Genomic DNA, 22,568 nt, shown 5'->3' with positions numbered 1-22,568 from the left:
GGGATCCGAATCGTCGATATGCGGTGGACGATGACGGGCGCTGCAGTCCCGTCCTGAACGGCGACGCCGCACACCAGCGCACAACCGCTCGAATCGAACGTGTTAACTACAACCACGAGAAACATTGTAGCCAGTTGACGCCCGGGCGCCGGAGGGTAACATTTAAAGCCCGCTATGACAAGTTAACAAATGCCATGATAGACCGGCTTGAGAAAGAAGTAGATATGCTGGAGCGGCATTTGCAGGTGCTGAAGATGGTTATTGAGAACGAGCCGATCGGCATCGTCAAGATGTCCAACGAGACGGGGTACCCACACCACAAGGTGCGCTACTCGCTGCGCGTTCTCGAAGAAGAAAACCTCATCGAGCCCTCCAGTCAGGGAGCGATCACCACGGATCGCACTGCTGAGTTCGTGGATGAACTCGACATGAAACTCGACGACATCGTCGACAAGCTCGATACGATGAAGATAGACGATGCGGTCGAAGTCCAGAACTAAAGCTCCGGCACGTTCAGGTGGAACTCGTCTCCGCGCGCTTCGACGAGGCAGAGATGGTAGCCTTGCTTTCGTGACTGCTTGACGAAGCTCATTCTGGAGTCCCGACTCAGGAAACTCCCGCTAGTCGCCTCGCTCGCCGCCTCGAGAGCACCAGGCTCGAAGAACGAGGCCGTGACGAGGAACGCGGCACTCAGCGTCTCCGAGGCCTCCTTGACACGCGTCGCGTCCGACTCGAGTTCGACGAGCATCCGCTCGTTGGCCGGATCGCGCGAGTCAGAGAGATCCGCGACGATCAGCGGTTCGCCCATCCGGTTTCGTAACACCACGTCGAAGGTGGCGACTTCCGTTACGTTTTCGCCGTCCTCGCGGTAGGTGAGTTCGATTTCGCCGTCGAACTCGACCCGATCGATCTGCGGTATTGCATCGTAGAGATCGCTAAGCCCGCTCTCGTGGCCGGTGTTTTGAATCTCGTACAGCAACGTCCGAACGACCCAGTCGACGAACTGCAGCTCCAGAGTGTCGTCGAGGAACGTGTCGTACGGTTCGCCCTGAACCGCCACAGCGTCGGCTTCGAAGGTCGTGTGCCGTTCGAGTTTGAGGTTCGCGTCGACGTCGTCGGCGGTCGCCGTCCCATCGTGTGCCGTCTCCAGCGTGTCCTTGCCCTTCGAGCCGTACCGGACGAACAGGTTCGTCCCCGAGATGGCCTGAGAGGGCTGGATCTGCTGGTCGGCGTCGTAGGCCGTCTTGCCGGCCGCCTCCAGCGCCGATTCGACCTCTGCTAGCTCCGAGCGGAGCCGTTCGACCTCGGTTTCGAGCCGTTCGATCTCCTCGGCCATCGACTTGTTCTCGGCGGCAGCTCGTCGCGCTCCGTGTTGACCTCCTGGTGGGCCGACTGGAGCCGTTCGATCTCGGTTTCGAGCTTCTCGATCCGTTCCTCGCGCGCTTCGAGTTTCGCTTTGGGCACCGTGTCGGGCGAGGTACGCTGTTCGCTGTGGCCTGGAGACCCGGCCGAGCCACCGTTGCGCGCTGGCTGCTCGTCGGCAGTTCGGTCCGTCGAGGTCCCCGTGGAGCGCTCTGTGGTCGTCCCCGCAGAGCGGTCCGGCGTCGAATCGCGGCGGCGCTCCGTGCTCGCTGTGGACTGGGGACGGCTCTCCTGCTCGGGTGGGCTGGCGTCGGTGGGAGTTCGAGGACCCCCGTTCGTTCTGGATCCAGCGTCGGTTGGCTCCGGTTCGGGGTGGGCCGAATGGGTCGGATCGAGCGATGGGATTATCGTGGCTTCGCGCCAGTCCGCTTCGGCTTCGATCGGATCGCTACCGGCCTCGCCTGTCACACTCTCCTCGCCGGGATCGGGCGACGATGTGACCTGCTCCGGTGTGGTGGCCGGTTCTTCATCGAGGGTGGTCCCGCTCGCCGGCGCGGCGTTGGAGCCGCCCGCAGTCGATTCCTGAGCGGTCGAACTCTCACCCGTCGACGTCGGCTCCGAACCTGCGCGCGATGACGATTGCTCACGAGGCTCGGTATCGATGCTCTCGACGCCCGAGACGGAGCTCTCCCGTTCCTCGACCTCTTCGTGCTGATCCGACTGGTCGGTTTCTCGTGCTGGCTCGCGGGTCGGCGTTCGTCCGGCGTCCGACGTGGAATGGTTGGCCCGCCCGGACTCCGAACCGTTCGAGGCTCGGTCGGGTTCGGACTCCCGGACGGGGCTGTCCTCGGTCGGTGGCTCCGAATCGACAGCGGGAGCAGGAGACTCGGAGACTGACGACGCGGACTCAGCCTGTCTGGTCGGCTCTGGCGGCAGGTCGTCGTCGGGACCGGTATCGACGTCCTGGCGAATCGTGGCGGCGAGCGACGACCGGTCCTCGCTCGGGCCGTCCCCGGTGGCCTCGACCGATTCAACCGTCGACGGATCGCTCCGTTTGGATGCGGACTCGCGGGCAGACGGGCTGTCGTCTGCTGGCTCCGCGGGCGTCGGATCGCTCTCTACTGGCTCTGTGGCTGTCGGGTCGCTCTCCCCGGAGCCTGCGGCGGTCGGTTCCTCCGTTCCAGCGTCGCTCGGGGACGATTCGGACGCCGCGGATCCGGTAGGCGATGGCTCCGGATCCGGCTCTGGGCTCGGGATATCGGTGACCTCGACAGTGGCGTCGCAGACCTCATAGATGCCCACTTCGTCGTTCGCGCGCTCGAAGGCCTCCTCGTCGCCGAGCAGTTCGTCTCTGGAGCCAACGAACGCGGCGCTCATGGAGCGGCCGCCGTAGTACACCACGAAATAGTCGCCACTCAGGACGTTCTCGCTGAGTTCGAGATAGCCCGTGAACGACCCTGAGGAGAGCGTCTCGTCGACCTCGCTGATCGGCGTGTCTTCGGTGTAGTACTTGGCCCGCGTCTCCGTGTCGCCCTCCCACATAGTAAACAGCAGGGGGAGCGCTGGTTCGGGAGCGACGTGAGCGGTGCCCGAGGCGTCCTCGAACGCGTCGATGGAGCCGTCATGTACGCCGATAGCGCGGCCGTTCAGCATGAACAGCCACGTTCCAGACGTTTCGACGGCACCGGTGAAGTCCGACCCAGCAAGATCGTTGAGACCTTCATAGCCGCCCGAGAAGGGCCGGGACTCCCACCGTTCGACGCGCTCTACCGTGCGCGTATTCATACCGAGTACAAACAACAAGCGAAACAAATACTTTCCGGCGTCGAGTTCCCGCCGCCCCCACCCGCTCGATGGCTCGGTCCGCGAGCTAGATCTTGCCTTCTGCGTCCTTTGCGAGTTCCTCCATTCGCTTGCCGATGCGGCCGGCGCTGGAGAACTCGTCGTCGCTCATCGCGTTCGCCAGGGCGTTCCCGAGCACGAAGACGGCGTGTTTGTGCTCGCTTTTCGATTTGTGTACGTGGGATGGATCGACTTCGAGTTCGTCGTAGGGCTCGAACAGTTCGTCGTCGACGCCCTCACGCCCGGCGAAGTTCTCCATGATGATGACCATTTGCTCGTGTAGCTCCAGAAGCTCGTCTTTGTGCATAGACGCCTGTAGGTGCGGTTCGGGTTTAAGGATTACTGCCGTAACGGGGGAAAAATCGAACAGCGGGGTTACTCTGCGGGGGCGACCGCAGATGCAGGGGGTTCGGAAGCGGCGGCCATCCGAGTTTCGCCCTGGCCGCGACGAGGGACCAGCCGCCGAACACTGCCGCCCCGACGGTTTCCGGGATTGCGAGTCCGGGGATCGGTCCGGTGAGGGCGGCCGCCCAGACCAGCCACGCGAGCAGGTGGAAGATGCCCAACCAGATGGTGAGCAGTCCCCAGCGCGGACGGCCGGCGAGCACGCTCCCGGTGCCGTACGTCCACATGAAGACGATGCCGAGCAGGTAGTGAGTGATCGCCACCGTGCCATGGGGGTCGCGTGGAATGTGGAAGACGCCGACCAGCGCGAGCGCGATCAGTGCCCCGGCGAACTCGACCGCACCCAGTCGGTGGAACGCGTTCTCGGCGTCGGTCCAGAGCCGCAATGCGAACGGTAGCCCGACGAGTCCGGTCAGAATCAGCCCGCCGTTGAACAGCACGAACTCGGGGGCTCCGGTCAGAAACGAAAGCGTGATCGACTCGCTCACTGGCAGCTCCCCGAGATTCGAGAGCGCGTCGCTGCCCACGAAAAGCCCGGATCGACGACTGTCGCCGCCAGAATTGTCACCGCCGCGAGTATCGGGGCCGCGAGACCGGTCGCGGCTGCCATCGCTCGTTTTTCCATAACCTTGCGACTCGTGCATCGTGTATAAAAGTACGGAGGTGCCTGCGGAATCGGACAGTCGAGCGGTGATCAGCGGCGGCGAAGCGAGGACCGCTAGCGACTCGGACTGTCGCGGGGGAACCAGACCAGATCGTGTTCGGCCGTGAGAGTCACCGAAACGGGCGTATCCAGATCGAGCGATTCGCTGTGGTTGTGCATGCACTCGATCGTCTCGCCGCTATCGAGTTCGACGCGGTACAGTACGGAGGGTCCGAGATACCGGCGATACGTAACGCGACCATCGGCGCTTTCCTCGTCTGTCGGATACGCCAGCACGTCGTCCGGACGCACGAGGACGTCGATCTCGGTCATGTCGTACTGGGTCGCCAGCCCGTGGACCTGTTCGCGGCCGATCATGGCCACGGAGGTGTCGATCTCGTTGCCGCTGACGTAGCCTTCCAGGAAACTCGCGTGGCCGAGGAAGCCCGCGACGAAGCGGGACTTGGGTCGCTGGAAGACGGCTTCGGGACGGTCGACCTGTTCGAGCTGTCCCTCGTGCATCACGGCGACCCTGTCGCTGATCGAGAGGGCCTCCTCCTGGTCGTGAGTAACCGAGACCGCCGTCACGCCGGTCTCTTTGAGAATGCTCCGGACTTCCTCGCGCATCTGGACCCGGAGATCGACGTCCAGATTCGAGAACGGTTCGTCGAGCAGGAGGATCTCCGGTTCGGGCGCGAGCGAGCGGGCCAGGGCGACACGCTGTCGCTGGCCGCCCGAGAGCTCTTCGGGCCGGGAGTCGCCCTGCTCGCCCAGTCCGACGAGTTCGAGCAGGTGAGCGACGCGCTGGTTCTGTTCGTCCTCGGGCAGGTCGCTGATACCGAACGCCACGTTCTCCGCGGCAGTCATGTGAGGAAACAGCGCGAAGTCCTGAAAGACGACGCCGATGTCCCGGGCGTCCGGCGCCACGAAGGTATCGTCGGCCGTCGCGACGGGATGACCGTCGACGCGAATACTACCGGTGTCCGGTCGTTCGAGGCCGGCGATCAGCCGGAGCGTCGTCGTCTTCCCACAGCCCGATGGCCCGAGCAGTGTGAGCAACTCGCCGCGCTCGACCGACAGCGACAGGTCTTCGACTGCGGCCTCGGAACCGAACGATTTCGAGACGCCGTCGAGTTCCAGCAGCGAGTCGGCTGCCGACTCGTACGGCGTCTTCTCTCGTTCCCGTTCGACCGTTCTCTCGGTGGTTGTGGATTCAACTGACATCATATGTCTCCTGTTTTAGCGGCACGGTCATCGAGAGCCCCGAGATCACGATGAGCGACGGGAGCGCCGCGACGACCGTCCGAAATTCTCGGTAGTGGAGATCGGTCCGCGTCGTAAGAACCACGAGCGGAACGCCGATCAAGGAGGCTCCCATCGTCACTGCAAGTATCAGGGTAACGCTCGTCGGCAGGATATCGAGCGTATACGATGAGGACATCAGACCGAGCGCCCCGCCGGCCGCTGGTGGACGTGCGGGCAGCCAACGAAGGACGGATTCTACCAGTCCGGCGATCACGCCACTGAACAGTAACAGCCCGATATGGGCGGCGAGGTCCTCGTTGGCGGTCATCGGAGTGCTGAAACGGTTGATGCCCACGGAACTACTCTGTCTGTATCTTTCGAGCGGGGAGGTTTTAGGCTTTCCTAAATATCTCAGATGGTCGTTTCCACCTGGCGGAGCAGATCGGTCGGGAGTTCGCTCCTCGCCCTCCAGCATCACGGCAACGAACGTGCAGAACGCGCCGGAGTTCGGCCGGTCGAAGTGACGAGAGAGTTCACGAGAAGGGAACAGCCACCGCGGAATCGGGAGCAATGACTGTGCTGAAGCGCGGATCAGCGCGCGCGAGGACGTTCCTCCGGTTTGCGAGAGCGAGTGCCCCGGTATCAGCGGTGCGGGGCTGGCGCGCAGTTTCCGCGCCAGTCACTCCTCGGGGAGATTGTCGATAAGTACTACCGCTTCCCCGTCGATGATCACTTCCCCCTCGCCGTCGCTGACGACGGTGCTGAGTCGGTACTGGTCGTTCCCCAGGTCCTCGATTATCTCGACGGTCGCAGTGACGCGATCACCGATTCTGACAGGCCCGCGGAACTCCATATCCTGCGAGAGGTAGATGGTCAGGCCGGGAAGGCGTGCCAGCGCGGCGCTGATGAGCCCCGAGACGAGCGTCCCGTGGGCGATGCGACCACCGAATCGAGCCTCGGCGGCGAACTCGTCGTCCAGATGGAGGCGGTTCGTGTCGCCACTGGCGAGCGCGAACCGTTCGACGTCCGCGTCGTCGATCGGTTTGCTGAAACTCACGCTGTCTCCCACCGTGATCGAGTCAGCCTGCTCGACTGATCGTTCGTACTCCCACTCGTCCGTCTCGAACGCGAGCGAGGGCACTGACCCCTGGCGGAGTTCTGCGGCTTCGGTACCGCTTTCCGCCACATCGGCATCGTCGCCGTTTCCGCCGTTATCGGCTGACGCGCCGACCGCTGCGCGGTTCATCGCTGTTGCACTTTTTACTGCACTTTCTCCCAGCTGCATCCACGCGCTCGTGAGATCCGCAAAGGGTGTCGCAGATCCCGTATCTTTCGACATATGTATCACTAGGAGAGGCAGTATAAGTTTCCTCTGGCTATGGCCCGCGTTCACAACCAGCGGGAAACCACAGTTCAACGTCTTGACAATCGAACGGGGCCAACCGGCAAAACCACTCAGTACCATTGAGAACCATTCAGAGGTAAAGGTTAAGATGCGGCGGGTCCTATACACACGTGATGACAGACGAGACGACCGGAATGCAGTGGCCGCCGGCTATGTTCGCCGAGCAGTTGCAAAACGCGAGTGAACAGGCTGTCGAGAGCCAGCAGGAACTCGCAAAGCAGTTCGTGTCCGCTACCATGGGCGCGGGTTCGAACAACATGTCCGGGTTCCCGGCGATGGCGATGGGAACTGGGACGTTCAAGACCCGCGTGCAGAGCGGCGGCCGAATCAGCATTCCGGACGCTGAACGTGAAGCCCTCGACATCAACGAGGGCGACATCGTTCAGACAATCGTCATCCCGATCAAAACAGGTGATTCCAATGAGTGAAAGCAATCCCATCAAGACCGTCTTCGACTTCCAGCGAACCGTCCTCGAATCCAGCCAGCGCATGACCCACGGCACCATCGAGGCCCAGCAGACCGCGATGCAGGCGTTCGTCGACAGCATGGCTACCATGGAAGAAGTCACCGAGCAGAACGCCAGCATGAGCCAAGACGCCCTCCATAGTTACTTCGACACTGTCGAAGAGATGATGCCTGAGGGAAGCGATATCGACTTCGCGGACCTCCGTGAGATGGTCGACGAGCAGTTCGAGATGTACGGCGAGGTCAACGAGGAGACGTGGAGCGCCGTCCAGGAGGTGCTCGACGAGGCCAACGGAACCTTCGAGGAGGCCAGCAACGAGTATATCGACGCCGTCGACGAGCAGTTCGATGCGTATCTCGAGGTTCACGAGGAGGTCGAAGAGACGACCGTGGAGATGGCCGAAGAGATGGAGTCGACCGCCGAAGAGATCGACGTCTCCGCACCGTAGAGCGCCCAACACTTTTCGTCCCGGCCGCGGAATTTTTCCAACATGTCCGACACATACGACACTGACGCAGTACAGAACGGGTGGAGCGAGTTTATGGAGCAGATGAACGAGCAGTTCGTCGACGCCTTCGAGGAGAACATCGAGGCACAGGCCCAGTTCGTCGAGGCCTGGAGCGACGCCGTCGAATCCTCGAGCGACGACGAACGGCTGAGTGAGGGCTTCGAGGGCTACGCGAACGCCTATCAGGTCTGGATGGACGCTGCCGAAGAGATGGTCGAGCGCACGGGCGATGCGGCCGCGGGCGAGGACGTCTCCCCGGACGAGTTCCGCGACATCTGGCTCAACAACGCCAATCAGGCGTTCAGCGAGGTCATGTCGACCAGCGCCTTCGCGGCGATGACCGGCGAGACCGTCGGGGACGCCCTCGAAGTCCAGCAGATGGCCGACGAAAGCGCCGAGTCGACGCTCCGTCAACTTCGGATGCCGACCCAGAGCGATATCGAGGAGGTCGGCGACCGACTCGTTGAGTTAGAGCGACGCCAGCACGCCGTCGAGCAGAAACTCGACCGCGTGCTCGAACACCTGGAGGAGTGAGACAGCGATGAGAAACCCCTACACCGCCACGCTGGATCTCCAGCGCCAGGCCTGGGAGAGTGCCACGGACATCGTCGAGTCGACGGGCGCGATGCCCGACGCTGGCGAGGCCATCGCCGAGGCCGACGTCGGCGAGACGCCCAAAGAGACCGTCTACGAGGAGAACAAGCTCAAACTCTATCACTACGAGTCCCAGACGGAGAGTCAACACGACGTGCCGATCCTGATCGTCTACGCGCTGATCAACCGGCCGTACATCCTCGACCTGCAGCCGAACCGATCGGTCGTCCGAACACTGCTGAACAACGGCTTCGACGTCTATCTGATCGACTGGGACGAGCCCTCACAGCTGACCGCTCGCTCACGCTCGACGACTACGTCAACCGCTACATCGACAACTGCGTCGACGAGGTGCGAGACCGATCCGGTCAGGACAGCATCAACCTGCTCGGCTACTGTATGGGCGGGACGATGTCGACGATGTACGCCGCGCTCTTCCCCGAGAAAGTCCGGAACCTCGGCCTGATGGCCGCCGGGCTCTGTTTCGAGGGGACTGGCGGCGTCCTCGAACTCTGGGGCGACGAGAAGTATTTCGATCCAGATGTCGTCACCGACACCTTCGGCAACGTCCCCGCTGACTTCCTGGACGTCGGCTTCGCCCTGATGGACCCTGTCGAGAACTACGTCACGAAGTACGTCCGGTTCTACGACAACGTCGAGGACGAGGATTTCGTCGAGAACTTCGCCCGAATGGAGGAATGGCTCGGCGACGGCATCGACGTGGCCGGCACCACATTCGAGGAGTTCATCACCGATATCTACCAGGAGAACGCCCTCTACCGGAACGAACTCGAACTCGGCGGCGACCACGTCGATCTAAACGAGATCGACATGCCGGTCCTGAACATCGTCGCCGAGTACGACCACCTCATTCCCCCGGAGGCCTCGAAGCCGTTCAACGAGGTCATACCGAGCGACGACACGAGCGTCATGGAGTTCAAGACGGGCCACATCGGCATGTCCGTCTCCTCGCGCTCACACGACCAACTCTGGCCCGACGTGTGTGAGTGGTTCGAGGAGCGCTCACAGGTAGAGAGCGAGGACACCCACGACGACGAACAGACAGAGACCCACGGCGAACAGCCAGACGAAGGCGCTCACAGCGACGAAGAGGAACACGCTGAGGAGCAAGCAGGCGATGAGAGTCACGACGAGGAGCAGACAGACAGCGAGGACGCCCACGCCGGCGAGGAAGCGGCCGGTAACGGCGTCCAGACTATCGACGGCGTCGGGCCGACATACAAGGAGCGTCTGGTCGACGCCGGCTACGGGACCGTCGAAACCCTCGCCGACGCGGACGCCGACACGGTCGCGACCGAGTGTGACCTTCCGATCAGTCGCGTGGAGGACTGGATCGATCAGGCCCGCTCGCTGAACGCCTGAATCCGTCGCACAGCCCACATTTATTATACTAGCTGCTGATGGTGGTACTACGACGGGAACCGCCCGTTCGATATACAATGGACGACAGGACCTGTCTCATCACCGGGGCGTCGCGGGGGATCGGAAGCGGCATCGCGGAAGACCTCGCAGCCGAGGGCGCGAACGTGATCATCAACTACCGGAGTTCGACCGACAAGGCCAACGACGTCGTCGAGAAGATCCGCTCGGCAGGCGGAACGGCGATGACCGCTCAGGCCGACGTCACCGGCCGCATGGAGGTCGAGGCGATGCGCGAGGCGATCCACGAGGAGTTCGGCCCCGTCGACGTGCTGGTCAACAACGCGGGGATCACGCAGGACACTCGCTTCGAGGAGATGAGCCGCGAGGAGTGGGACCGGGTGATCGACGTCAACCTCGGCGGCGTGTTCAACGTCACGCAGGTGTTTTTCGACGATATCAAGACTGCCGACGAGGGACGCCTGATCAATATCTCCAGCATCGTCGGCAAGCAGGGCAACTTCGGACAGGCCAACTACGCCACCGCAAAGAGCGGTCTCTTCGGCTTTACCCGGACGATTGCGCTCGAACTCGCGCGGTCGGGATCGACGGCGAACTCCGTCTGTCCGGGCTTTACACAGACGGACATGCTCGCCGAGGTCGACGACCGCATCCAGGAGCAGATCCTCGAAGACATCCCGCTCGACCGGTTCGCGAGAATCGAGGATATCGCGGCGACGGTCCGCTTTCTCGCCAGTGAGGACTCCTCGTACATCACCGGCGAAGTGATCGACGTCAACGGCGGGATGGACCTGTAGCTCTCTGTTCGACGACGCACAGCGTAGTCGGGAGCGCAACAAAAGTAATCGAACTGAAAGTCCTGCGCCTCAGATACCGCTCTCGAAGTCGTCAAGAGCGTAGCTCGGCTCCGCACCGCGGCGGTCGAGCAGTTCGTTGGCCATCAGCCAGTAGACGACTGAGAGTGCCTTGCGACCCTTGTTGTTCGTCGGGACAACCAGATCGACGTTGCTGGTCGAGTTATTCGAGTCACACATGGCGATGACGGGGATACCGACCGTGATCGCCTCCTTGACGGCCTGCTCGTCACCGATCGGGTCAGTGACGACCAGCACGTCCGGCTCGATGTAGCCGTCGTACTTGGGGTTCGTGAGCGTCCCGGGGATGAAGCGTCCGGTCCGTGCACGAGCGCCAACTGCCTCGGCGAACTTCTCGGCCGGGAACCGGCCGTACTGTCGCGAGGACGTGACGAGGATCTGCTCCGCGGTGTAGTTGGACAGGAAGTCCGCGGCCGTACGGATACGGTCGTCGGTCGTGCCGACGTCCAGCACGTAGAGACCGTCGGTACGGACGCGGTGGATAAACCGCTCCATGTCCGCCGTCTTCTGCTGGGTACCGATGTGGACACCGGCACCGAGATAGTCCTCGACGGGGATGAGGAGGTCGGCCTCGTCGTCGGCCATGACGTCCTCGTCTAGCTGTGGTTCGTCCTCGGCCTCCTCGGCGTCGGCGGGCGCTTCCTCTGCGGGCTCCGCGTCCGGTTCGGCGGCCGCTCCACCCTCCGGCTCCTCGTCGACCGCCTCCTCGGCGGCGTCGAGCCCTTCCTGTTCTACGTCGTTTTCTGTCATGCTGCGTCGTCCGCGATGCGGATTAGTTCGTTGAGTTTTGCAGTACGCTCGCCACCGACCGTGCCGGTCTTGATGAAGTCGGCGTCGGTCGCGACGGCAAGGTGTGCGATCGTCGTGTCTTCGGTCTCACCGCTGCGGTGAGAGACAATGACGTCGTAGGTGTTGTTCGCGGGCAGCTCGATTGCGTCGAACGTGTCGCTAAGCGAGCCGATCTGGTTGGGTTTGATCAGGATAGAGTTGGCCGAATCCTGCTCGATGCCCCGTTCCAGTCGCGAGACGTTGGTGACGAAGAGGTCGTCACCGCAGATGAGCGTCTGGTCGCCGACGCGCTCGGTGAGGTCGGCGAAGGCCTCGAAGTCGTTCTCGTCGAGGGGGTCCTCGACGTACGCGAGATCCCATTTCTCGACGAGTTCTGCGATGTAGTCGACCTGCTCGTCCGTACTGCGAACCTGATCGCTGTAGATGTAGCCGCCTTCGTCTTCGTCGTACATCTCCGCAGCGGCGAGGTCGAGTCCGAACTTGATCTCGAAGCCGACCTCCTCGGCGACGGCCGAGGTGGCCCCGTCGAGAATCTCGAACGCTTCGGCGTCGTCGATCGACGGCGCCCACGCGCCCTCGTCGCCCTTGCCGGCGGGCGTGTCCCGCTCGATGAGCATGTCGTGGATCTTCTGGTGGACCGCCGCGTTGGCGAAGACGGCATCGGCGACGCTCGGCGCGCCGACCGGTGCCGACAGGAACTCCTGAATGTCCGTGGCGTCAGCGGCGTGTTCGCCACCGCCGACGACGTTCCCCAGCGGGATCGGGAAGTTGTCACCGCGGAACGCGCCGCCGAGATGCTGGTACAGCGGTGCACCGAGCACGTCGGCCGCGGCCTTCGCGGTCGCCATACTGATCGCGACGGCGCTGTTCGCGCCGATCTCCGAGAAGTCGTCCGTGCCGTCCGCGGCACGGAGCGTGTTGTCGACAGAGCGCTGATCGCCCGCGTGCACCGTGTCGACGAGACGAGGTACGGCGTGCTCTCTCGCGTTCGCGATCGCTTCGTTCGCCGGCAGTTCGATCGCCTCGAACTCGCCTGTCGAGGCGCCGCTCGGTGCGGCTGCGCGGCCGAAGCCACCACTCTCGGTCAGTACGTCTGCTTCTACCGTTGCGTTACCTCGCGAGTCGAGGATGCGTCGGAGTCGGATGTCAGTGATCAGAGTCATGTTCTGTTAACCGTGAACGGGAGGGCGTTTGCGTCGTACTCTTCCGCTGCGATCAGAATCGGTTCCGCCTGGTCGGTTTCGACGAGTACCGGTGCCCCGTACGAGATCTGTAGCGCTCGTGCGCCGAGGATCCGTGCTTTCTCGTACCGTGTGTATCGCTGTGTCCCGGACATAATTACTGATAGGGTGCGACGATGTCGACGAGGTCCTTGTGGGAGACGAGCATCCGGCGACAGCAGTGTCGCTCGACGCCGAGTTCGTCGAGAACTTCGGCGGGATTTTCGTCGCCCTCACGAGCGCGCTCTTTGAACTCTTCCCAGTGCTCACCCACGACGTTGCCGCACGTGAAACACCGGACTGGTACCATCATAGTATCACCTTAGCGGTAGGATTTCTGGTAGCGGGCACGTGCGCCGGGTCCGCCCCACTTCTTTGGTTCGGACTGGCGAACGTCGTTGACCAGCAGCGAGCGGTCGAACTCCATGAACGCGTCACGGAGTTCGGCGTCGCCCGTGTGCTGGACGAGCCCGCGTGCGATTGCCGTTCGCACGGCGTCGGCCTGTCCGGAGACGCCGCCGCCTTCGACGGCGACTTCGATGTCGATGCTGTTACGAACCTCGTCCGCGATGCGGAACGGTTCGGTCATCTTCAGACGCGACGTCTCCGGGTCGACCAGTTCGACCGGGCTGGAGTTGATTCGTACGCGACCCTCACCATCGCGAACGGTAGCGCGTGCGATGGCGGTTTTCTTCTTGCCACTGGTGTTGGTTACCATGTTCGATTAGCACCCAGGTTCTCGCTGATCTCTCCGAGCTGGAGGAACTTGATGTTCGATAGTCGGTCGAGGGAGGTTCCCTCGAGGACGTCGCCGTCGTCGTCGTACGGGTTGCCGACGTAGACGCGGACGTTCTCGAACGCTTCGAGGCCACGATCCTTCTTGTACGGCAGCATGCCGCGGATCGAGCGCTTGAAGATCATGTCCGGCCGTTTCGGGTAGTACGGACCCCGATCGGAGCCGATTTCGACTCGCTTCTCGAAGGTGCTCATCACGTCGTCTTCGCTGCCCGTGATGACCGCGTTCTCGGCGTTGACCACCGCGATACGCTCGTCGTCGAGCGCCTTCTGGGCGACCTTGCAGCGACGCGACCGAGGATGCAGTCGCCGGCGTCGACGACTACGTCTGCCTCGAACTCTGCGACGCTCATCGGATCACCCGCACGTTGGATCCTTCGGGGTTCTGTTCGATTGCCTGTTCTAGGTCTACTGTTTCGCCGACCTGGTCGATCTTTTGTTCTGCCGTGCCCGAGAAGTCGACCGCTGCAACGGTGACCGACTTCTGCAGGACGCCGCTTCCGAGCACCTTGCCCGGAACGACGACTGTTTCGTCCTCCTGGGCGTATCGCTCGATACGTCCAAGATTCACTTCCGCGTGCGTGCGGCGGGGCTTTTCGAGCCGAGAGGCGACGTCGCTCCAGACGTTCGCGTCCTCGGTTCGAGAAACCGACTTCAGCTCGGCGATGAGACTGCTCAGTCTCGGGTTCGTCTTGCTCATAACTTTCCTCCTGAATAGGGGTGAAAACGGTGATGCAGGGAGCAGGATTTGAACCTGCGAACTCCTACGAGACAGCGCCCTGAACGCTGCGCCGTTGGCCTGACTTGGCTATCCCTGCCCGCGTTCTCGTTTACTGGGTGCCCCTTCAAACCACTTTCGATCGAAGCCGCCCGCGATTGCGGGGCGGCCATGGCTCCGGCCTCGTAGTGTACGGCGTCGGAGCCCGCCGAAATCCGGGCGAAGCTATCGCTTCGGGTCCGGGCTTCGGTCAGGGGTAAGTGGTTTGTTGGAGCGATCATCTCTATAGCTGTACTGCGTCTTCGAGTTCGTCTGCGCGATCCGCGATGGAGTCGGCCGCCAGCGTGACGAGTTCCTCGACCGTGTAGGAGCCGTCAGTCTCGACGTGGAACACGAACGCGTTCGGGACGTCGGTGACTTCGACTTCCTTGCCGGGATATCGCTGTGAGAGATCGTTGTCGAACTCCTCGGCGAGGAGTAACTCGCCGTCGTCCTCAACGATGCCCCGAAGGATTCGGGTCTCTTCGTCCTCGAACTCGCCACGGTCACCGACGACCTCGATCTGCTGGAGGTGTCGGTAGCCGACGGAGACGCCGCCCTGATGTTTGGCGTGCTCCTTGCCGGAGGTCATCACTGCCTCGGCTTCGAGTTCGAGCCGCTGGTCGTCCTTGAGGTCGATAATCGGGACCCCGTCGATAGCTACCTCGACCGACTCGTCGTGACAGACGAGATCGCCGGAGTAGGCCGTATTCGGTCCCGCCACGTCGAGCGAGAGGGTGACGGAGTCACCCACCTCGAACTCCTCGGGCGGCGTGGTCAACGGAACCAGACCGAGCCGAAGCCCGATCTGTTCGTCGAACATCACCGACGAGTTCTCGACGAACTGGACCGTGTCGATGGCCATCGTCGGCACGTCGGCGATCATCGCTCGACGGATGCCGTTGGCGAAGGCCGGCGTGACTCCTCGGACGAGGAACCTCGCCGATCGATCGTCGCGTTCGATGAACTCGACCTCGTAATCCACTGGCATGGTCGTCAGAATCCGCCCTTGCCTTTCGGTGCGCGCGATCCGTCGTGCGGGATCGGGGTTACGTCTTCGATACGACCGATCTCGAGGCCGGCACGGGCAAGCGCACGGATCGTCGCCTGTGCGCCCGGTCCGGGGCTCTTCTGGAGGTTCCCGCCAGGTCCGCGAACGCGGACGTGGACGCCGTCGATGCCCGCGGCGAGCACCTCTTCGGCGACCTGCTCGGCCATCTGCATGGCCGCGTAGGGGGATGCCTCGTCACGGTTCTGCTTGACGACTGCGCCGCCCGAGGACTTCGCGATCGTCTCGGCGCCGGTCAGATCCGTCACCGTCATGATCGTGTTGTTGAACGATGCGTGCACGTGGGCTACGCCCCACTTTCCGTCTTCTGCCATGTTATTGCTCCTCCGCTCGTTCCGGGTGTAGGTCGTCCGCCAGCGGGCTGGTCTCGTCGAACTCGATCGAGGCCTCTTCGTCGACCCCGACTGTGTACGACGGGACAGTCACGCGGTGGTCACCGACAACGATGTGACCGTGACCGATGAACTGTCGTGCCTGCTGTGGCGTGTTTGCGAGGCCTTTGCGGTAGACGACAGTCTGGAGGCGACGTTCGAGCACGTCGTTGATCTCCAGGGACAGCACTTCGTCGAGACCGTCGGTCTCGCCGAGAATGCCGTCGCGTTTGAGGCGTGCGAGGAACTCGCTCCCCGCTTCCTCGGCGGCCTCGGTGTCACCGAGCGCCTCGCCGATGAGGCGTCGAGCCTCGCGACGCATGTCACGAAGCTCGGACTGGGCGCGCCAGAGTTCTTCTTTGGTTGCAAGGCCGTACCGGCCGAGCAGGTCGTGCTCGCCCGCGATACGCTCGCCCTGCCACGGATGGTTGGGCGTCTCGTACGCTTTGGTTTTGTTACCGAGCGGCATTATTCTTCATCCCCCTCGGCTTCTGCCGCTTCTTCAGCGGCCTCTTCACGAAGCTCCTCGACGTTGACGCCGATCGTCCCTTCGGTACGTCCAGTGGACTTGGTCCGCTGGCCGCGTACCTTCTGGCCCCGGTTGTGACGAACGCCCCGGTAGGAGCTGATCATCTTCATCCGGTTGATGTCGTGGCGGCGCTTCATGTTCAGGTCGTTACCGACCTTGTGCGTCGTTTCGCCCGAGAAAAAGTCCCGCTGGCGGTTCGCGAGCCAGTCGGGGACTTCCTCGGCGTACTCGTCGACGACATCGACGACCGCGTCGATCTCGTCGTCTTCGAGTCGACCGAAAGTTGCCTGACGGTCGACGTCGGCTTTGTCCGCAATGATTCGGGCCGTTCGGCGGCCGATGCCGTTCATCTCGATGAGCGACCGTTCGACGGATTTGGTCCCATCGAGGTCCGTTTGCCCGATGCGGACGAAATACCGAAGGTCCTCGTCGTCCTCGATTTCGTCCTGTGGTTCTTCTGCACTCATATGTGGTGTGTAGGTGTTGCAGTCGGTAGCCGACTGCGCTGGTACAATCCACCGACCGATACACTGGTCGGAAGATGGTTGACGTCGTGGCGGGGATTTGAACCCCGGAGGCTTTACGCCACATGGTTAGCAACCATGCGCCTTGGGCCGCTTGGCTACCACGACACGCTGTGTATCTCCGCCCTCACGGACTCGGGGCCGTTGCCCCTACATTGGATTGCAGACGTACCTTCCCCGTTGCCGTACTTAAACACTACGATAGAACCCGATGACAGACCGCCCGAATCGCGTGGTTTTCGGCCGTCAAACGGTCGTCGAGTGTTCACATGGATCAGCACTCATCGGCACGAAGGCCGACGGCGATGGACGCCACTATCAGTCGGATCTGTAGAACGAATCCGCGCCGTGGTCGTCCTGCCAGGCGAACGCAAACAGTCGCCGCGTTGGCAGTCTGTCGAGACGGCGACCGTCATTCGAACGGCCCGTCGCCGGATCCCACGTCGTTCCGTCGCCCACGATGCCCGAGTCGGTGGCCTCGACGGAGAATCCTGGATCGGCAAAACCGTGGATCCCGCCGTCCTCGGTAGCGATCACGAGGACGTCCTGCTCCCCGACTGTCGTTCGGACGACGCCGCCAGCCCGCGATACGCGCGGTAGCGGAACCCCGAGCGCCGCGTCGTCGAGTTCGACACCGATCACGACCGTTTTCGGCCGGATATCGTCGTCACGAGTCCACTCGCGGACGCTCTCGCCCGATCGGTGGGCCGCAAGACCGAACCCCTCTCCCGACCGGTACGCCTTGTAGGGACCCGTATCGTACTCGATCTGCGCGGGCGAGTCGTCCTCGCTTGCGGCCTCGCTGGTCCCGCCGGGTGCCTGGAGGACGACGCCGTCGGGATACGACTGCTGGAACGCTCCCCACGTGAGCATCGCCGCGGGCCGGACGGAGAGCGAATCGCCCTCGAACCGGCCCGCGAGACACGTCCCGCTCGATTGTTTCCACTCGCTTTCCGTTTCGCGGTCGTACATGACGAGGTCGTCGTCGGCAAGCTTTCCGGAGACGCCGAACTCCAGTGTCCGCCCCTCGTGGCGACGGTCGTAGACGACGGCGCTCCCACAGAGCGGACACCAGGTAACGGCGATCGGTTCTGCTCCGGCGTCGAGCACGTCGTTGACGATTTCGTGGTACGCGAGATACCGTATCGGGTACGCACGCGGGGGTTGCCCGGAGTCGACGACGACGACTCGGTCGTCCCCATCGCCCTCGTAGCGCTCGCCGAACTCGGGGTCGTCGACGCTCGGAATCGCATCGCGTGGAATGACTCGACGAACGTTCACACGCGGTCGTTGACGCCGACAGCTAATAGCTCCCCCGCCGAACCGATCACAGCGGCGCGTCCGACGTGTCCGGTCGCTCGTCGCTCAGTCTCGCCACGACGGCCTCGATGCGGTTATCGACTGCAAGTGGGCCACTGCCGCCGATCAGGAGGACCGACGCCATCCCGAACAGCGCGACGTGGGCCAGCACCGGATCGTCGGGCAGGGCAAACAACGTCAGCGCGAACATCGTGATGGCCGTGGCCGCGCTCGCACGGGTAAAGAGGCCCACGATGAGGGCAATGCCGAGGGCGGTCTCAGTGAGGCCGGCACCCAGCACCCATAGCTCCGCAGGCACCGGGATGACTGCGGTGAGGTCGTAGTGTGAAACGACTTCCAGCCCGATACCGGGACGAAGGAGCTTCTGGCTCGCGCCGAGATAGATGAACGTGATGCCGAGGCCGACCCGGGCAACCGTCGGGAAGAACCGCTCGTAGGGACGGATCCAAGCCTGTCCGCGCTGGACGACATCGTGGACGACGTCGAAGCGACCGTACACCGTGCCCGGCGTCCCGGCGAGACGCTGGAGGACGTGATCCCCGCTCGGCTTCCCGCTTCCGACGAGAGCCAGCGTCGCCATCCCGCCGGCGATCTCCAGTTGGAGCAACAGATCCGGGTAGATCACTGCCGCCACGACGTAGACGACGAACCCGGCCACTGCGACGACCCGTGTTGCGATGCCGAACAGCAACAGGAACCCGAGCGCGACCTGTAAGAGACGCATCTCGATTTCGACCGAGGGCGTGATGAAGTAGCCGGCGAAGCCGGCACCGATCAGCGGAATACCGAAGGAGATCCGCAGGAGCCACGGGACGTACTCGGTGTACTCCGCCATCGCGGCGCGAAACGTCGTGATGTCCTGACGGAGCGGCTGGAAATAGAGATAGGCGAGGACGACCCCGAGAACGGCGACGGCACCGGCGACGAGCAGTCCCACTACGACCGGGTCCGACAGCGCATTCCCGAAGAACTCGGCGGGGGTGACGGCCTGTTCGTCCTCGACGACGTACTCCTCGTGAGCGCTCGCCGTCCCCACGAACGAGAGGAGTACAAAGAGCGCCCCGAAAAACGCCGCCGGAGCGCGCGACAATCTGTGACGGCCCGAATCTGACATACCCATCGTAAGGGCCGCAGTCAACAAAAGGTGTTGTTGTTGGCACAGAGCCATGACCAGCGCCACCATTTCACACGTCGAAGACAACGTAAGCGTACCACTCCCCGTCGCGGCGTTCGAGGGCCATCTCCGAGTAGGTGACGGCTTTGACTTCCCGTGCCGTCACGTCTGCGAGCGGCACGCCGCGGGCCGTGGCGTCAACGGTCCACTCGCCGTCGTCCTCGACGACAGTCGCCTCGTTGTCGACCGGGAGAACCGACCGGACGTCCCGTTCGTAGATGAGTTCGTCGAGATACTCGAACAGGACGGCTTCACGGCTTTCGGCGGTAACCGATAGCTCGAACCGCTCGCCCGTCTCGGGGACATCCTCGCACATCGCGGCGGCCAGCCCATCGGCGACGGCGCCTGCAACGGCCGAAAACGTCTCGCCAGTCGCTTCGACGGCGATGTCAGCAGTATGTTCTCGTAGTTCGTAGCTCACGGTCGAACTGACGAGCGGAGCGACCGTGAATAGCCCGGTTTCGGACCGTCCCAGGAGCGAGAACGACGGCGACCTGCCGGTGGAATTATATTCACGTCGCCGTTACGTACCCACAGTGAGCGTTAACGTCGATTCACGCGTCGTCGCGCCCGGCGACGATGACTACCTGGGCGATGCCTGGGAACTCAAAGAGCAGATCCGCCGCTCGGAGGGCGTCCTCAAGCAGCGGCGCGGCTTCTTTACGGATGCGTACCGCCGATCGACCGTCCACCTGTTCCTCGACGGCGACGACCTCGTCGGTTTCGCGACGGTCCGACGTGACGGCTACATCCTGTTTCTGGCAGTTGCACCGGAGTTCCGCGGCGAAGGGTTCGGCGAACGACTCGTTGCTCGCGTCGCCGACGAGCACGGCTCCGTAACCTGTCATGCACGCGCGACAAACGAGAACGCATTGCAGTTCTACGAATCGCTGGCTTCGAGATCAAACGGCGCATCGAGAACTACTACGAGGACGGCGGCGATGCCTACTATCTCAAACTCGGCGAGGACGAGAGCATCACGAAACGGTTGAGCGAACTGGTCAGGCGACGCTAAAATGACCGCGCCGTCGCAAACACTCGGCGCATCCGTCGTGCTCGCGTTCGGCCTCGCGCTCGCGGCAGTCATCTATCTCGATAAGCCGGGCGGCCGGTGGGGGCGGGCGGTTCGTTCCCGACTGCTACTGGGCGTCCCGTGGGGATCGGTCGTGTCTGTGCTGTTCGTTCTCGCGGTCTATCTGTTCCTGCAGGAGGGGCTGTTGAACTGGTCGGACCCGGTGGTACTCCCCTATCGGTCGTGGTCGTATCTCTATCCGACCGGCTGGCTCACCTCGGGCTTTGCCCACGCCAACCCCGGCCACATCCTCGGAAACCTGACGAGCGCTATCGTGCTGGCACCGATCGCCGAGTACGCATGGGGTCATCTGCCGAGCGAACGCGGTTCGCAGTCGTTCGCATCGTGGCGAACGAACCCGTGGATTCGGGCGTTCGTCGTCTTCCCGACCGCCGTACTGCTCGTGGGGGTGGCGACCAGCCTGTTCGCGCTCGGACCCGTAATCGGCTTTTCCGGCGTCGTCTTCGCCTTTGCCGGCTTCGCAATCGTCCACTATCCCGTCGTGACGGTCGTGGGACTGCTGATCTCGCGGGTGGTCAGCACCACGCTCCAGAGCCTGCTCGATCCCGTCCTCGTGGCGACGACCTCGGCGAGTGCCCCATCCGCGCCGTCGTGGGCGTCGATTGCGGTACAGGGACACGCGCTGGGCTTTCTCGTCGGTGTCGTCCTCGGTCTCGCCGTCCTCCGGCGGCGCGCACGGCGGCCGAGCGCCGCCCGTCTCCTCGGGGCAACGCTGGTCTTCGGCGTCGTGCAGGGACTCTATCTCGTCTACTGGTTCCGCGGCGGCGGCGAGTATGTGCTCTTTCGCGGGCCCGGTCTCGTACTCGTGGTTCTGCTCGCCGTGCTCGTCACGCTGGCTGCGACCACCTCGGACAGAACGGTGGTCCGCTCGACCACGCGCCGTGGCGTCGCCATCACGATGCTGATACTTGGCCTCGCCGCACTCGGCGGGGTAGCTATCGTCCCGAACCTTTACACCGTAGACGATACCTCGATCGACGAGGACGCAGTGACCGTCGAGGACTACCAGATCACCTACGACGAGGGCGTCCGCAACGAGATGGTGTTCGCCTACGATATCGAACTGTTCGGCGAGAGCACCTCCATCGACACCAGCGGGGTGATTGTCACTAGTGAACAGCGGGACATCTGGATGACCCACACCTCGAAGGAGAGACTGGCGTTCCGCGGTTCGACGACGGTCAAGGTGGGTGGCCCAGGCTGGAGCGAGACCGTCCGCGTGGTTCGTGAAGGATGGACGCCGACCGGGAAAGAGACGGTCTATCAGGTGTTCGTCGACGGGAAGGAGCGACCGGTGTTCGTCTCCGATCTCCAGACTGCGACACCGCGGATCGACGGGCGTTCCGTCATGATCATCCCCGAGAACGGCCAGTTCATCCTTGCCGTCGACGACGGGAACGGTCGCCTCGATCGGACGCCCCTGCCCACAGCAGACGAACCGGTCGAGGCTGGTGGGCTTACCTTCGAGCGCGAACAGACTGACGGGAAGACGGTGATCATGGCCGAGCGCGGTGAGACGAGCGTCCAGATTGCGCGCGCGGAAGGTCGTGGGTTCAGCGGTCCCACTCGATACGGAACACTTCGGCGTCAACGACGCGTCGGTTCTCGCTGTGGAACTCGAACTGGCGATCCAGATCCAGTTCGGCACGGAACGCTCGCGTGACCTCGCCACCGTTATCGCCGGCGAACGCGTCGACAAACGCCTGACTGTCCGAATTGTGGATCGAGTAGGAGACGGAGGCGACCTCGGAGGCAGTTTTGAGAAACGCCCGGTCGGCGTGTGCGTTCCCGTCCTGCGCGCCGAACGGGGGTTCATCAGAACGACGGCGTCGTCGATACAGAGCGGTGCGCGCGTCGCATCGGCGTGGATCCAGCCGATATCGGTCGTCGTCCCAACCCGGCGCTCGTTCCTGCGTGCCGTCTGCAAGGCTCCACGGTCGATGTCGATACCGATCGCTCGCTCCGGTCCACGCAGCGCCGCTCCCAGCGCAAGCATCCCGGTCCCGGCACCGAGATCCAGCACGGTTCGACCGTCGATGTCGCCCTGCAGATCCGCGACGTGGACCAGATGGGCCGCCAGATCCGGCGGCGTCCGGTACTGCTCCAGTTCGACCGTCGGATCGTCGAACCCACCCACAACGCCGAGTTGCTGGGCGAGTTGTCGTTTCGTACTCATCGGT

General features: G+C 63.2%; 28 protein-coding genes, 2 tRNA genes and 4 pseudogenes. 9 read left to right on the top strand and 25 right to left on the bottom strand.

What is annotated here, in order from left to right; genetic code table 11:
- The first annotated feature begins 194 nt into the window (after positions 1-194).
- Positions 195-500 (top strand): hypothetical protein, encoded by a 306-nt coding sequence (locus ACFQH2_RS05530; protein ID WP_377051709.1) that lies wholly within the window; start codon positions 195-197, stop codon positions 498-500.
- On the opposite strand, the gene ACFQH2_RS05525 is transcribed toward ACFQH2_RS05530, so the two are convergent.
- From ACFQH2_RS05525 to ACFQH2_RS05495, 7 genes are all read right to left on the bottom strand, one after another.
- A complete protein-coding gene (locus tag ACFQH2_RS05525) occupies positions 497-1,336 on the bottom strand; it encodes a DUF7527 domain-containing protein (protein ID WP_377076524.1) in 840 nt (279 codons plus the stop codon). The genes ACFQH2_RS05530 and ACFQH2_RS05525 overlap by 4 nt on opposite strands.
- Positions 1,279-3,147, bottom strand: coding sequence for a hypothetical protein (locus ACFQH2_RS05520; protein ID WP_377076523.1), 1,869 nt, complete (start codon positions 3,145-3,147; stop codon positions 1,279-1,281). Before ACFQH2_RS05520 ends, ACFQH2_RS05525 begins: the two co-directional genes overlap by 58 nt.
- 85 nt (positions 3,148-3,232) lie before the next feature.
- A complete protein-coding gene (locus ACFQH2_RS05515; RefSeq protein WP_377051705.1) occupies positions 3,233-3,511 on the bottom strand; it encodes a UPF0058 family protein in 279 nt (92 codons plus the stop codon).
- A gap of 25 nt (positions 3,512-3,536) precedes the next feature.
- Positions 3,537-4,097: a DUF998 domain-containing protein gene (locus ACFQH2_RS05510; protein WP_377076522.1), complete on the bottom strand. Its 561-nt coding sequence runs from the start codon at positions 4,095-4,097 to the stop codon at positions 3,537-3,539.
- Entirely contained in the window at positions 4,094-4,234 is a 141-nt protein-coding gene (locus ACFQH2_RS05505) for a hypothetical protein (RefSeq protein WP_377076521.1), read from the bottom strand. The genes ACFQH2_RS05510 and ACFQH2_RS05505 overlap by 4 nt, the downstream gene beginning before the upstream one ends.
- A gap of 93 nt (positions 4,235-4,327) precedes the next feature.
- Positions 4,328-5,479: an ABC transporter ATP-binding protein gene (locus ACFQH2_RS05500; RefSeq protein ID WP_377051701.1), complete on the bottom strand. Its 1,152-nt coding sequence runs from the start codon at positions 5,477-5,479 to the stop codon at positions 4,328-4,330.
- Positions 5,466-5,825: a hypothetical protein gene (locus ACFQH2_RS05495; protein WP_377051699.1), complete on the bottom strand. Its 360-nt coding sequence runs from the start codon at positions 5,823-5,825 to the stop codon at positions 5,466-5,468. Before ACFQH2_RS05495 ends, ACFQH2_RS05500 begins: the two co-directional genes overlap by 14 nt.
- 87 nt (positions 5,826-5,912) lie before the next feature.
- Between ACFQH2_RS05495 and ACFQH2_RS05490 the strand changes: the two genes are divergently transcribed.
- Entirely contained in the window at positions 5,913-6,071 is a 159-nt protein-coding gene (locus ACFQH2_RS05490) for a hypothetical protein (RefSeq protein ID WP_377076520.1), read from the top strand.
- Between the two features lie 105 nt (positions 6,072-6,176).
- On the opposite strand, the gene ACFQH2_RS05485 is transcribed toward ACFQH2_RS05490, so the two are convergent.
- On the bottom strand, positions 6,177-6,836 hold the full coding sequence (locus ACFQH2_RS05485) for a MaoC family dehydratase (protein WP_377051697.1): 660 nt from the start codon (positions 6,834-6,836) through the stop codon (positions 6,177-6,179).
- A gap of 179 nt (positions 6,837-7,015) precedes the next feature.
- Between ACFQH2_RS05485 and ACFQH2_RS05480 the strand changes: the two genes are divergently transcribed.
- The 5 genes and pseudogenes from ACFQH2_RS05480 to ACFQH2_RS05460 all read left to right on the top strand — a co-directional run bounded on the left by ACFQH2_RS05480 (position 7,016) and on the right by ACFQH2_RS05460 (position 10,669).
- Complete coding sequence (locus tag ACFQH2_RS05480) at positions 7,016-7,330, top strand: AbrB/MazE/SpoVT family DNA-binding domain-containing protein (RefSeq protein WP_377051695.1); 315 nt, start codon at positions 7,016-7,018, stop codon at positions 7,328-7,330.
- A complete protein-coding gene (locus ACFQH2_RS05475; protein ID WP_377051693.1) occupies positions 7,323-7,817 on the top strand; it encodes a hypothetical protein in 495 nt (164 codons plus the stop codon). The genes ACFQH2_RS05480 and ACFQH2_RS05475 overlap by 8 nt, the downstream gene beginning before the upstream one ends.
- A gap of 42 nt (positions 7,818-7,859) precedes the next feature.
- A complete protein-coding gene (locus ACFQH2_RS05470) occupies positions 7,860-8,411 on the top strand; it encodes a poly(R)-hydroxyalkanoic acid synthase subunit PhaE (RefSeq protein ID WP_377051691.1) in 552 nt (183 codons plus the stop codon).
- A gap of 7 nt (positions 8,412-8,418) precedes the next feature.
- A pseudogene (gene phaC, locus ACFQH2_RS05465) lies at positions 8,419-9,854 on the top strand (class III poly(R)-hydroxyalkanoic acid synthase subunit PhaC).
- 77 nt (positions 9,855-9,931) lie between these two features.
- Entirely contained in the window at positions 9,932-10,669 is a 738-nt protein-coding gene (locus ACFQH2_RS05460; protein ID WP_377051687.1) for a beta-ketoacyl-ACP reductase, read from the top strand.
- 69 nt (positions 10,670-10,738) lie between these two features.
- On the opposite strand, the gene rpsB is transcribed toward ACFQH2_RS05460, so the two are convergent.
- From rpsB to ACFQH2_RS05380, 16 genes and pseudogenes are all read right to left on the bottom strand, one after another.
- Positions 10,739-11,497 carry a 30S ribosomal protein S2 gene (rpsB, locus tag ACFQH2_RS05455; protein ID WP_377051685.1) on the bottom strand — a complete coding sequence of 253 codons (759 nt, stop codon included), beginning with the start codon at positions 11,495-11,497 and terminating at the stop codon, positions 10,739-10,741.
- The gene (gene eno / locus ACFQH2_RS05450) at positions 11,494-12,699 is read right to left on the bottom strand and encodes a phosphopyruvate hydratase (RefSeq protein WP_377076519.1); all 1,206 of its coding nucleotides are present in this window, start codon (positions 12,697-12,699) and stop codon (positions 11,494-11,496) included. Before eno ends, rpsB begins: the two co-directional genes overlap by 4 nt.
- A complete protein-coding gene (locus tag ACFQH2_RS05445) occupies positions 12,696-12,872 on the bottom strand; it encodes a DNA-directed RNA polymerase subunit K (RefSeq protein WP_377051681.1) in 177 nt (58 codons plus the stop codon). Before ACFQH2_RS05445 ends, eno begins: the two co-directional genes overlap by 4 nt.
- A 2-nt stretch (positions 12,873-12,874) precedes the next feature.
- On the bottom strand, positions 12,875-13,069 hold the full coding sequence (locus ACFQH2_RS05440; RefSeq protein ID WP_377051679.1) for a DNA-directed RNA polymerase subunit N: 195 nt from the start codon (positions 13,067-13,069) through the stop codon (positions 12,875-12,877).
- A 9-nt stretch (positions 13,070-13,078) separates the two neighbouring features.
- Positions 13,079-13,474, bottom strand: coding sequence for a 30S ribosomal protein S9 (locus tag ACFQH2_RS05435; RefSeq protein WP_377051677.1), 396 nt, complete (start codon positions 13,472-13,474; stop codon positions 13,079-13,081).
- Positions 13,468-13,904: pseudogene (locus ACFQH2_RS05430) on the bottom strand (50S ribosomal protein L13). The gene ACFQH2_RS05435 and the pseudogene ACFQH2_RS05430 overlap by 7 nt, the downstream one beginning before the upstream one ends.
- Positions 13,901-14,251, bottom strand: coding sequence for a 50S ribosomal protein L18e (locus tag ACFQH2_RS05425; protein ID WP_377051673.1), 351 nt, complete (start codon positions 14,249-14,251; stop codon positions 13,901-13,903). The pseudogene ACFQH2_RS05430 and the gene ACFQH2_RS05425 overlap by 4 nt, the downstream one beginning before the upstream one ends.
- A 33-nt stretch (positions 14,252-14,284) precedes the next feature.
- Positions 14,285-14,369, bottom strand: a tRNA-Leu gene (locus ACFQH2_RS05420).
- Between the two features lie 183 nt (positions 14,370-14,552).
- A complete protein-coding gene (locus tag ACFQH2_RS05415) occupies positions 14,553-15,299 on the bottom strand; it encodes a DNA-directed RNA polymerase subunit D (protein WP_377051671.1) in 747 nt (248 codons plus the stop codon).
- A gap of 5 nt (positions 15,300-15,304) precedes the next feature.
- Entirely contained in the window at positions 15,305-15,691 is a 387-nt protein-coding gene (locus ACFQH2_RS05410; protein WP_377051669.1) for a 30S ribosomal protein S11, read from the bottom strand.
- Position 15,692: 1 nt separating this feature from the next.
- Complete coding sequence (locus ACFQH2_RS05405; RefSeq protein WP_377051667.1) at positions 15,693-16,217, bottom strand: 30S ribosomal protein S4; 525 nt, start codon at positions 16,215-16,217, stop codon at positions 15,693-15,695.
- Positions 16,217-16,744 carry a 30S ribosomal protein S13 gene (locus ACFQH2_RS05400; RefSeq protein ID WP_377051665.1) on the bottom strand — a complete coding sequence of 176 codons (528 nt, stop codon included), beginning with the start codon at positions 16,742-16,744 and terminating at the stop codon, positions 16,217-16,219. Before ACFQH2_RS05400 ends, ACFQH2_RS05405 begins: the two co-directional genes overlap by 1 nt.
- Positions 16,745-16,826: 82 nt before the next feature.
- Positions 16,827-16,909, bottom strand: a tRNA-Ser gene (locus ACFQH2_RS05395).
- Between the two features lie 210 nt (positions 16,910-17,119).
- Positions 17,120-18,082, bottom strand: a complete 963-nt coding sequence (locus ACFQH2_RS05390) for a DUF3179 domain-containing protein (RefSeq protein ID WP_377051663.1) — start codon at positions 18,080-18,082, stop codon at positions 17,120-17,122.
- A 46-nt stretch (positions 18,083-18,128) separates the two neighbouring features.
- On the bottom strand, positions 18,129-19,235 hold the full coding sequence (locus ACFQH2_RS05385) for a DoxX family protein (RefSeq protein ID WP_377051661.1): 1,107 nt from the start codon (positions 19,233-19,235) through the stop codon (positions 18,129-18,131).
- A 70-nt stretch (positions 19,236-19,305) separates the two neighbouring features.
- Positions 19,306-19,716, bottom strand: a complete 411-nt coding sequence (locus ACFQH2_RS05380; RefSeq protein WP_377051659.1) for an archease — start codon at positions 19,714-19,716, stop codon at positions 19,306-19,308.
- Positions 19,717-19,831: 115 nt separating this feature from the next.
- Here ACFQH2_RS05380 and ACFQH2_RS05375 point away from each other — a divergent pair.
- Positions 19,832-20,310 (top strand): annotated as a pseudogene (locus ACFQH2_RS05375) (GNAT family N-acetyltransferase).
- Position 20,311: 1 nt separating this feature from the next.
- Entirely contained in the window at positions 20,312-22,051 is a 1,740-nt protein-coding gene (locus ACFQH2_RS05370; protein WP_377076518.1) for a rhomboid family intramembrane serine protease, read from the top strand.
- Here ACFQH2_RS05370 and ACFQH2_RS05365 read toward each other — a convergent pair.
- A pseudogene (locus ACFQH2_RS05365) lies at positions 21,942-22,564 on the bottom strand (METTL5 family protein). The gene ACFQH2_RS05370 and the pseudogene ACFQH2_RS05365 overlap by 110 nt on opposite strands.
- Positions 22,565-22,568: the final 4 nt, after the last annotated feature.

The organism is Natronoarchaeum sp. GCM10025703 (genome assembly GCF_042661985.1).
Lineage (GTDB): Archaea > Halobacteriota > Halobacteria > Halobacteriales > Natronoarchaeaceae > Natranaeroarchaeum.
Note: the sequence above shows the minus strand (reverse complement) of the source record. Positions and strands in the feature narration are given on the sequence as shown.

Coding starts and splice junctions, on each gene's coding strand:
- ACFQH2_RS05530 (WP_377051709.1), top strand. CDS start 195: ATGATAGACCGGCTTGAGAAAGAAGTAGATATGCTGGAGCGGCATTTG.
- ACFQH2_RS05525 (WP_377076524.1), bottom strand. CDS start 1,336: ATGGCCGAGGAGATCGAACGGCTCGAAACCGAGGTCGAACGGCTCCGC.
- ACFQH2_RS05520 (WP_377076523.1), bottom strand. CDS start 3,147: ATGAATACGCGCACGGTAGAGCGCGTCGAACGGTGGGAGTCCCGGCCC.
- ACFQH2_RS05515 (WP_377051705.1), bottom strand. CDS start 3,511: ATGCACAAAGACGAGCTTCTGGAGCTACACGAGCAAATGGTCATCATC.
- ACFQH2_RS05505 (WP_377076521.1), bottom strand. CDS start 4,234: ATGGAAAAACGAGCGATGGCAGCCGCGACCGGTCTCGCGGCCCCGATA.
- ACFQH2_RS05500 (WP_377051701.1), bottom strand. CDS start 5,479: ATGATGTCAGTTGAATCCACAACCACCGAGAGAACGGTCGAACGGGAA.
- ACFQH2_RS05495 (WP_377051699.1), bottom strand. CDS start 5,825: ATGACCGCCAACGAGGACCTCGCCGCCCATATCGGGCTGTTACTGTTC.
- ACFQH2_RS05490 (WP_377076520.1), top strand. CDS start 5,913: ATGGTCGTTTCCACCTGGCGGAGCAGATCGGTCGGGAGTTCGCTCCTC.
- ACFQH2_RS05485 (WP_377051697.1), bottom strand. CDS start 6,836: ATGTCGAAAGATACGGGATCTGCGACACCCTTTGCGGATCTCACGAGC.
- ACFQH2_RS05480 (WP_377051695.1), top strand. CDS start 7,016: ATGACAGACGAGACGACCGGAATGCAGTGGCCGCCGGCTATGTTCGCC.
- ACFQH2_RS05475 (WP_377051693.1), top strand. CDS start 7,323: ATGAGTGAAAGCAATCCCATCAAGACCGTCTTCGACTTCCAGCGAACC.
- ACFQH2_RS05470 (WP_377051691.1), top strand. CDS start 7,860: ATGTCCGACACATACGACACTGACGCAGTACAGAACGGGTGGAGCGAG.
- ACFQH2_RS05460 (WP_377051687.1), top strand. CDS start 9,932: ATGGACGACAGGACCTGTCTCATCACCGGGGCGTCGCGGGGGATCGGA.
- rpsB (WP_377051685.1), bottom strand. CDS start 11,497: ATGACAGAAAACGACGTAGAACAGGAAGGGCTCGACGCCGCCGAGGAG.
- eno (WP_377076519.1), bottom strand. CDS start 12,699: ATGACTCTGATCACTGACATCCGACTCCGACGCATCCTCGACTCGCGA.
- ACFQH2_RS05445 (WP_377051681.1), bottom strand. CDS start 12,872: ATGTCCGGGACACAGCGATACACACGGTACGAGAAAGCACGGATCCTC.
- ACFQH2_RS05440 (WP_377051679.1), bottom strand. CDS start 13,069: ATGATGGTACCAGTCCGGTGTTTCACGTGCGGCAACGTCGTGGGTGAG.
- ACFQH2_RS05435 (WP_377051677.1), bottom strand. CDS start 13,474: ATGGTAACCAACACCAGTGGCAAGAAGAAAACCGCCATCGCACGCGCT.
- ACFQH2_RS05425 (WP_377051673.1), bottom strand. CDS start 14,251: ATGAGCAAGACGAACCCGAGACTGAGCAGTCTCATCGCCGAGCTGAAG.
- ACFQH2_RS05415 (WP_377051671.1), bottom strand. CDS start 15,299: ATGCCAGTGGATTACGAGGTCGAGTTCATCGAACGCGACGATCGATCG.
- ACFQH2_RS05410 (WP_377051669.1), bottom strand. CDS start 15,691: ATGGCAGAAGACGGAAAGTGGGGCGTAGCCCACGTGCACGCATCGTTC.
- ACFQH2_RS05405 (WP_377051667.1), bottom strand. CDS start 16,217: ATGCCGCTCGGTAACAAAACCAAAGCGTACGAGACGCCCAACCATCCG.
- ACFQH2_RS05400 (WP_377051665.1), bottom strand. CDS start 16,744: ATGAGTGCAGAAGAACCACAGGACGAAATCGAGGACGACGAGGACCTT.
- ACFQH2_RS05385 (WP_377051661.1), bottom strand. CDS start 19,235: ATGTCAGATTCGGGCCGTCACAGATTGTCGCGCGCTCCGGCGGCGTTT.
- ACFQH2_RS05370 (WP_377076518.1), top strand. CDS start 20,312: ATGACCGCGCCGTCGCAAACACTCGGCGCATCCGTCGTGCTCGCGTTC.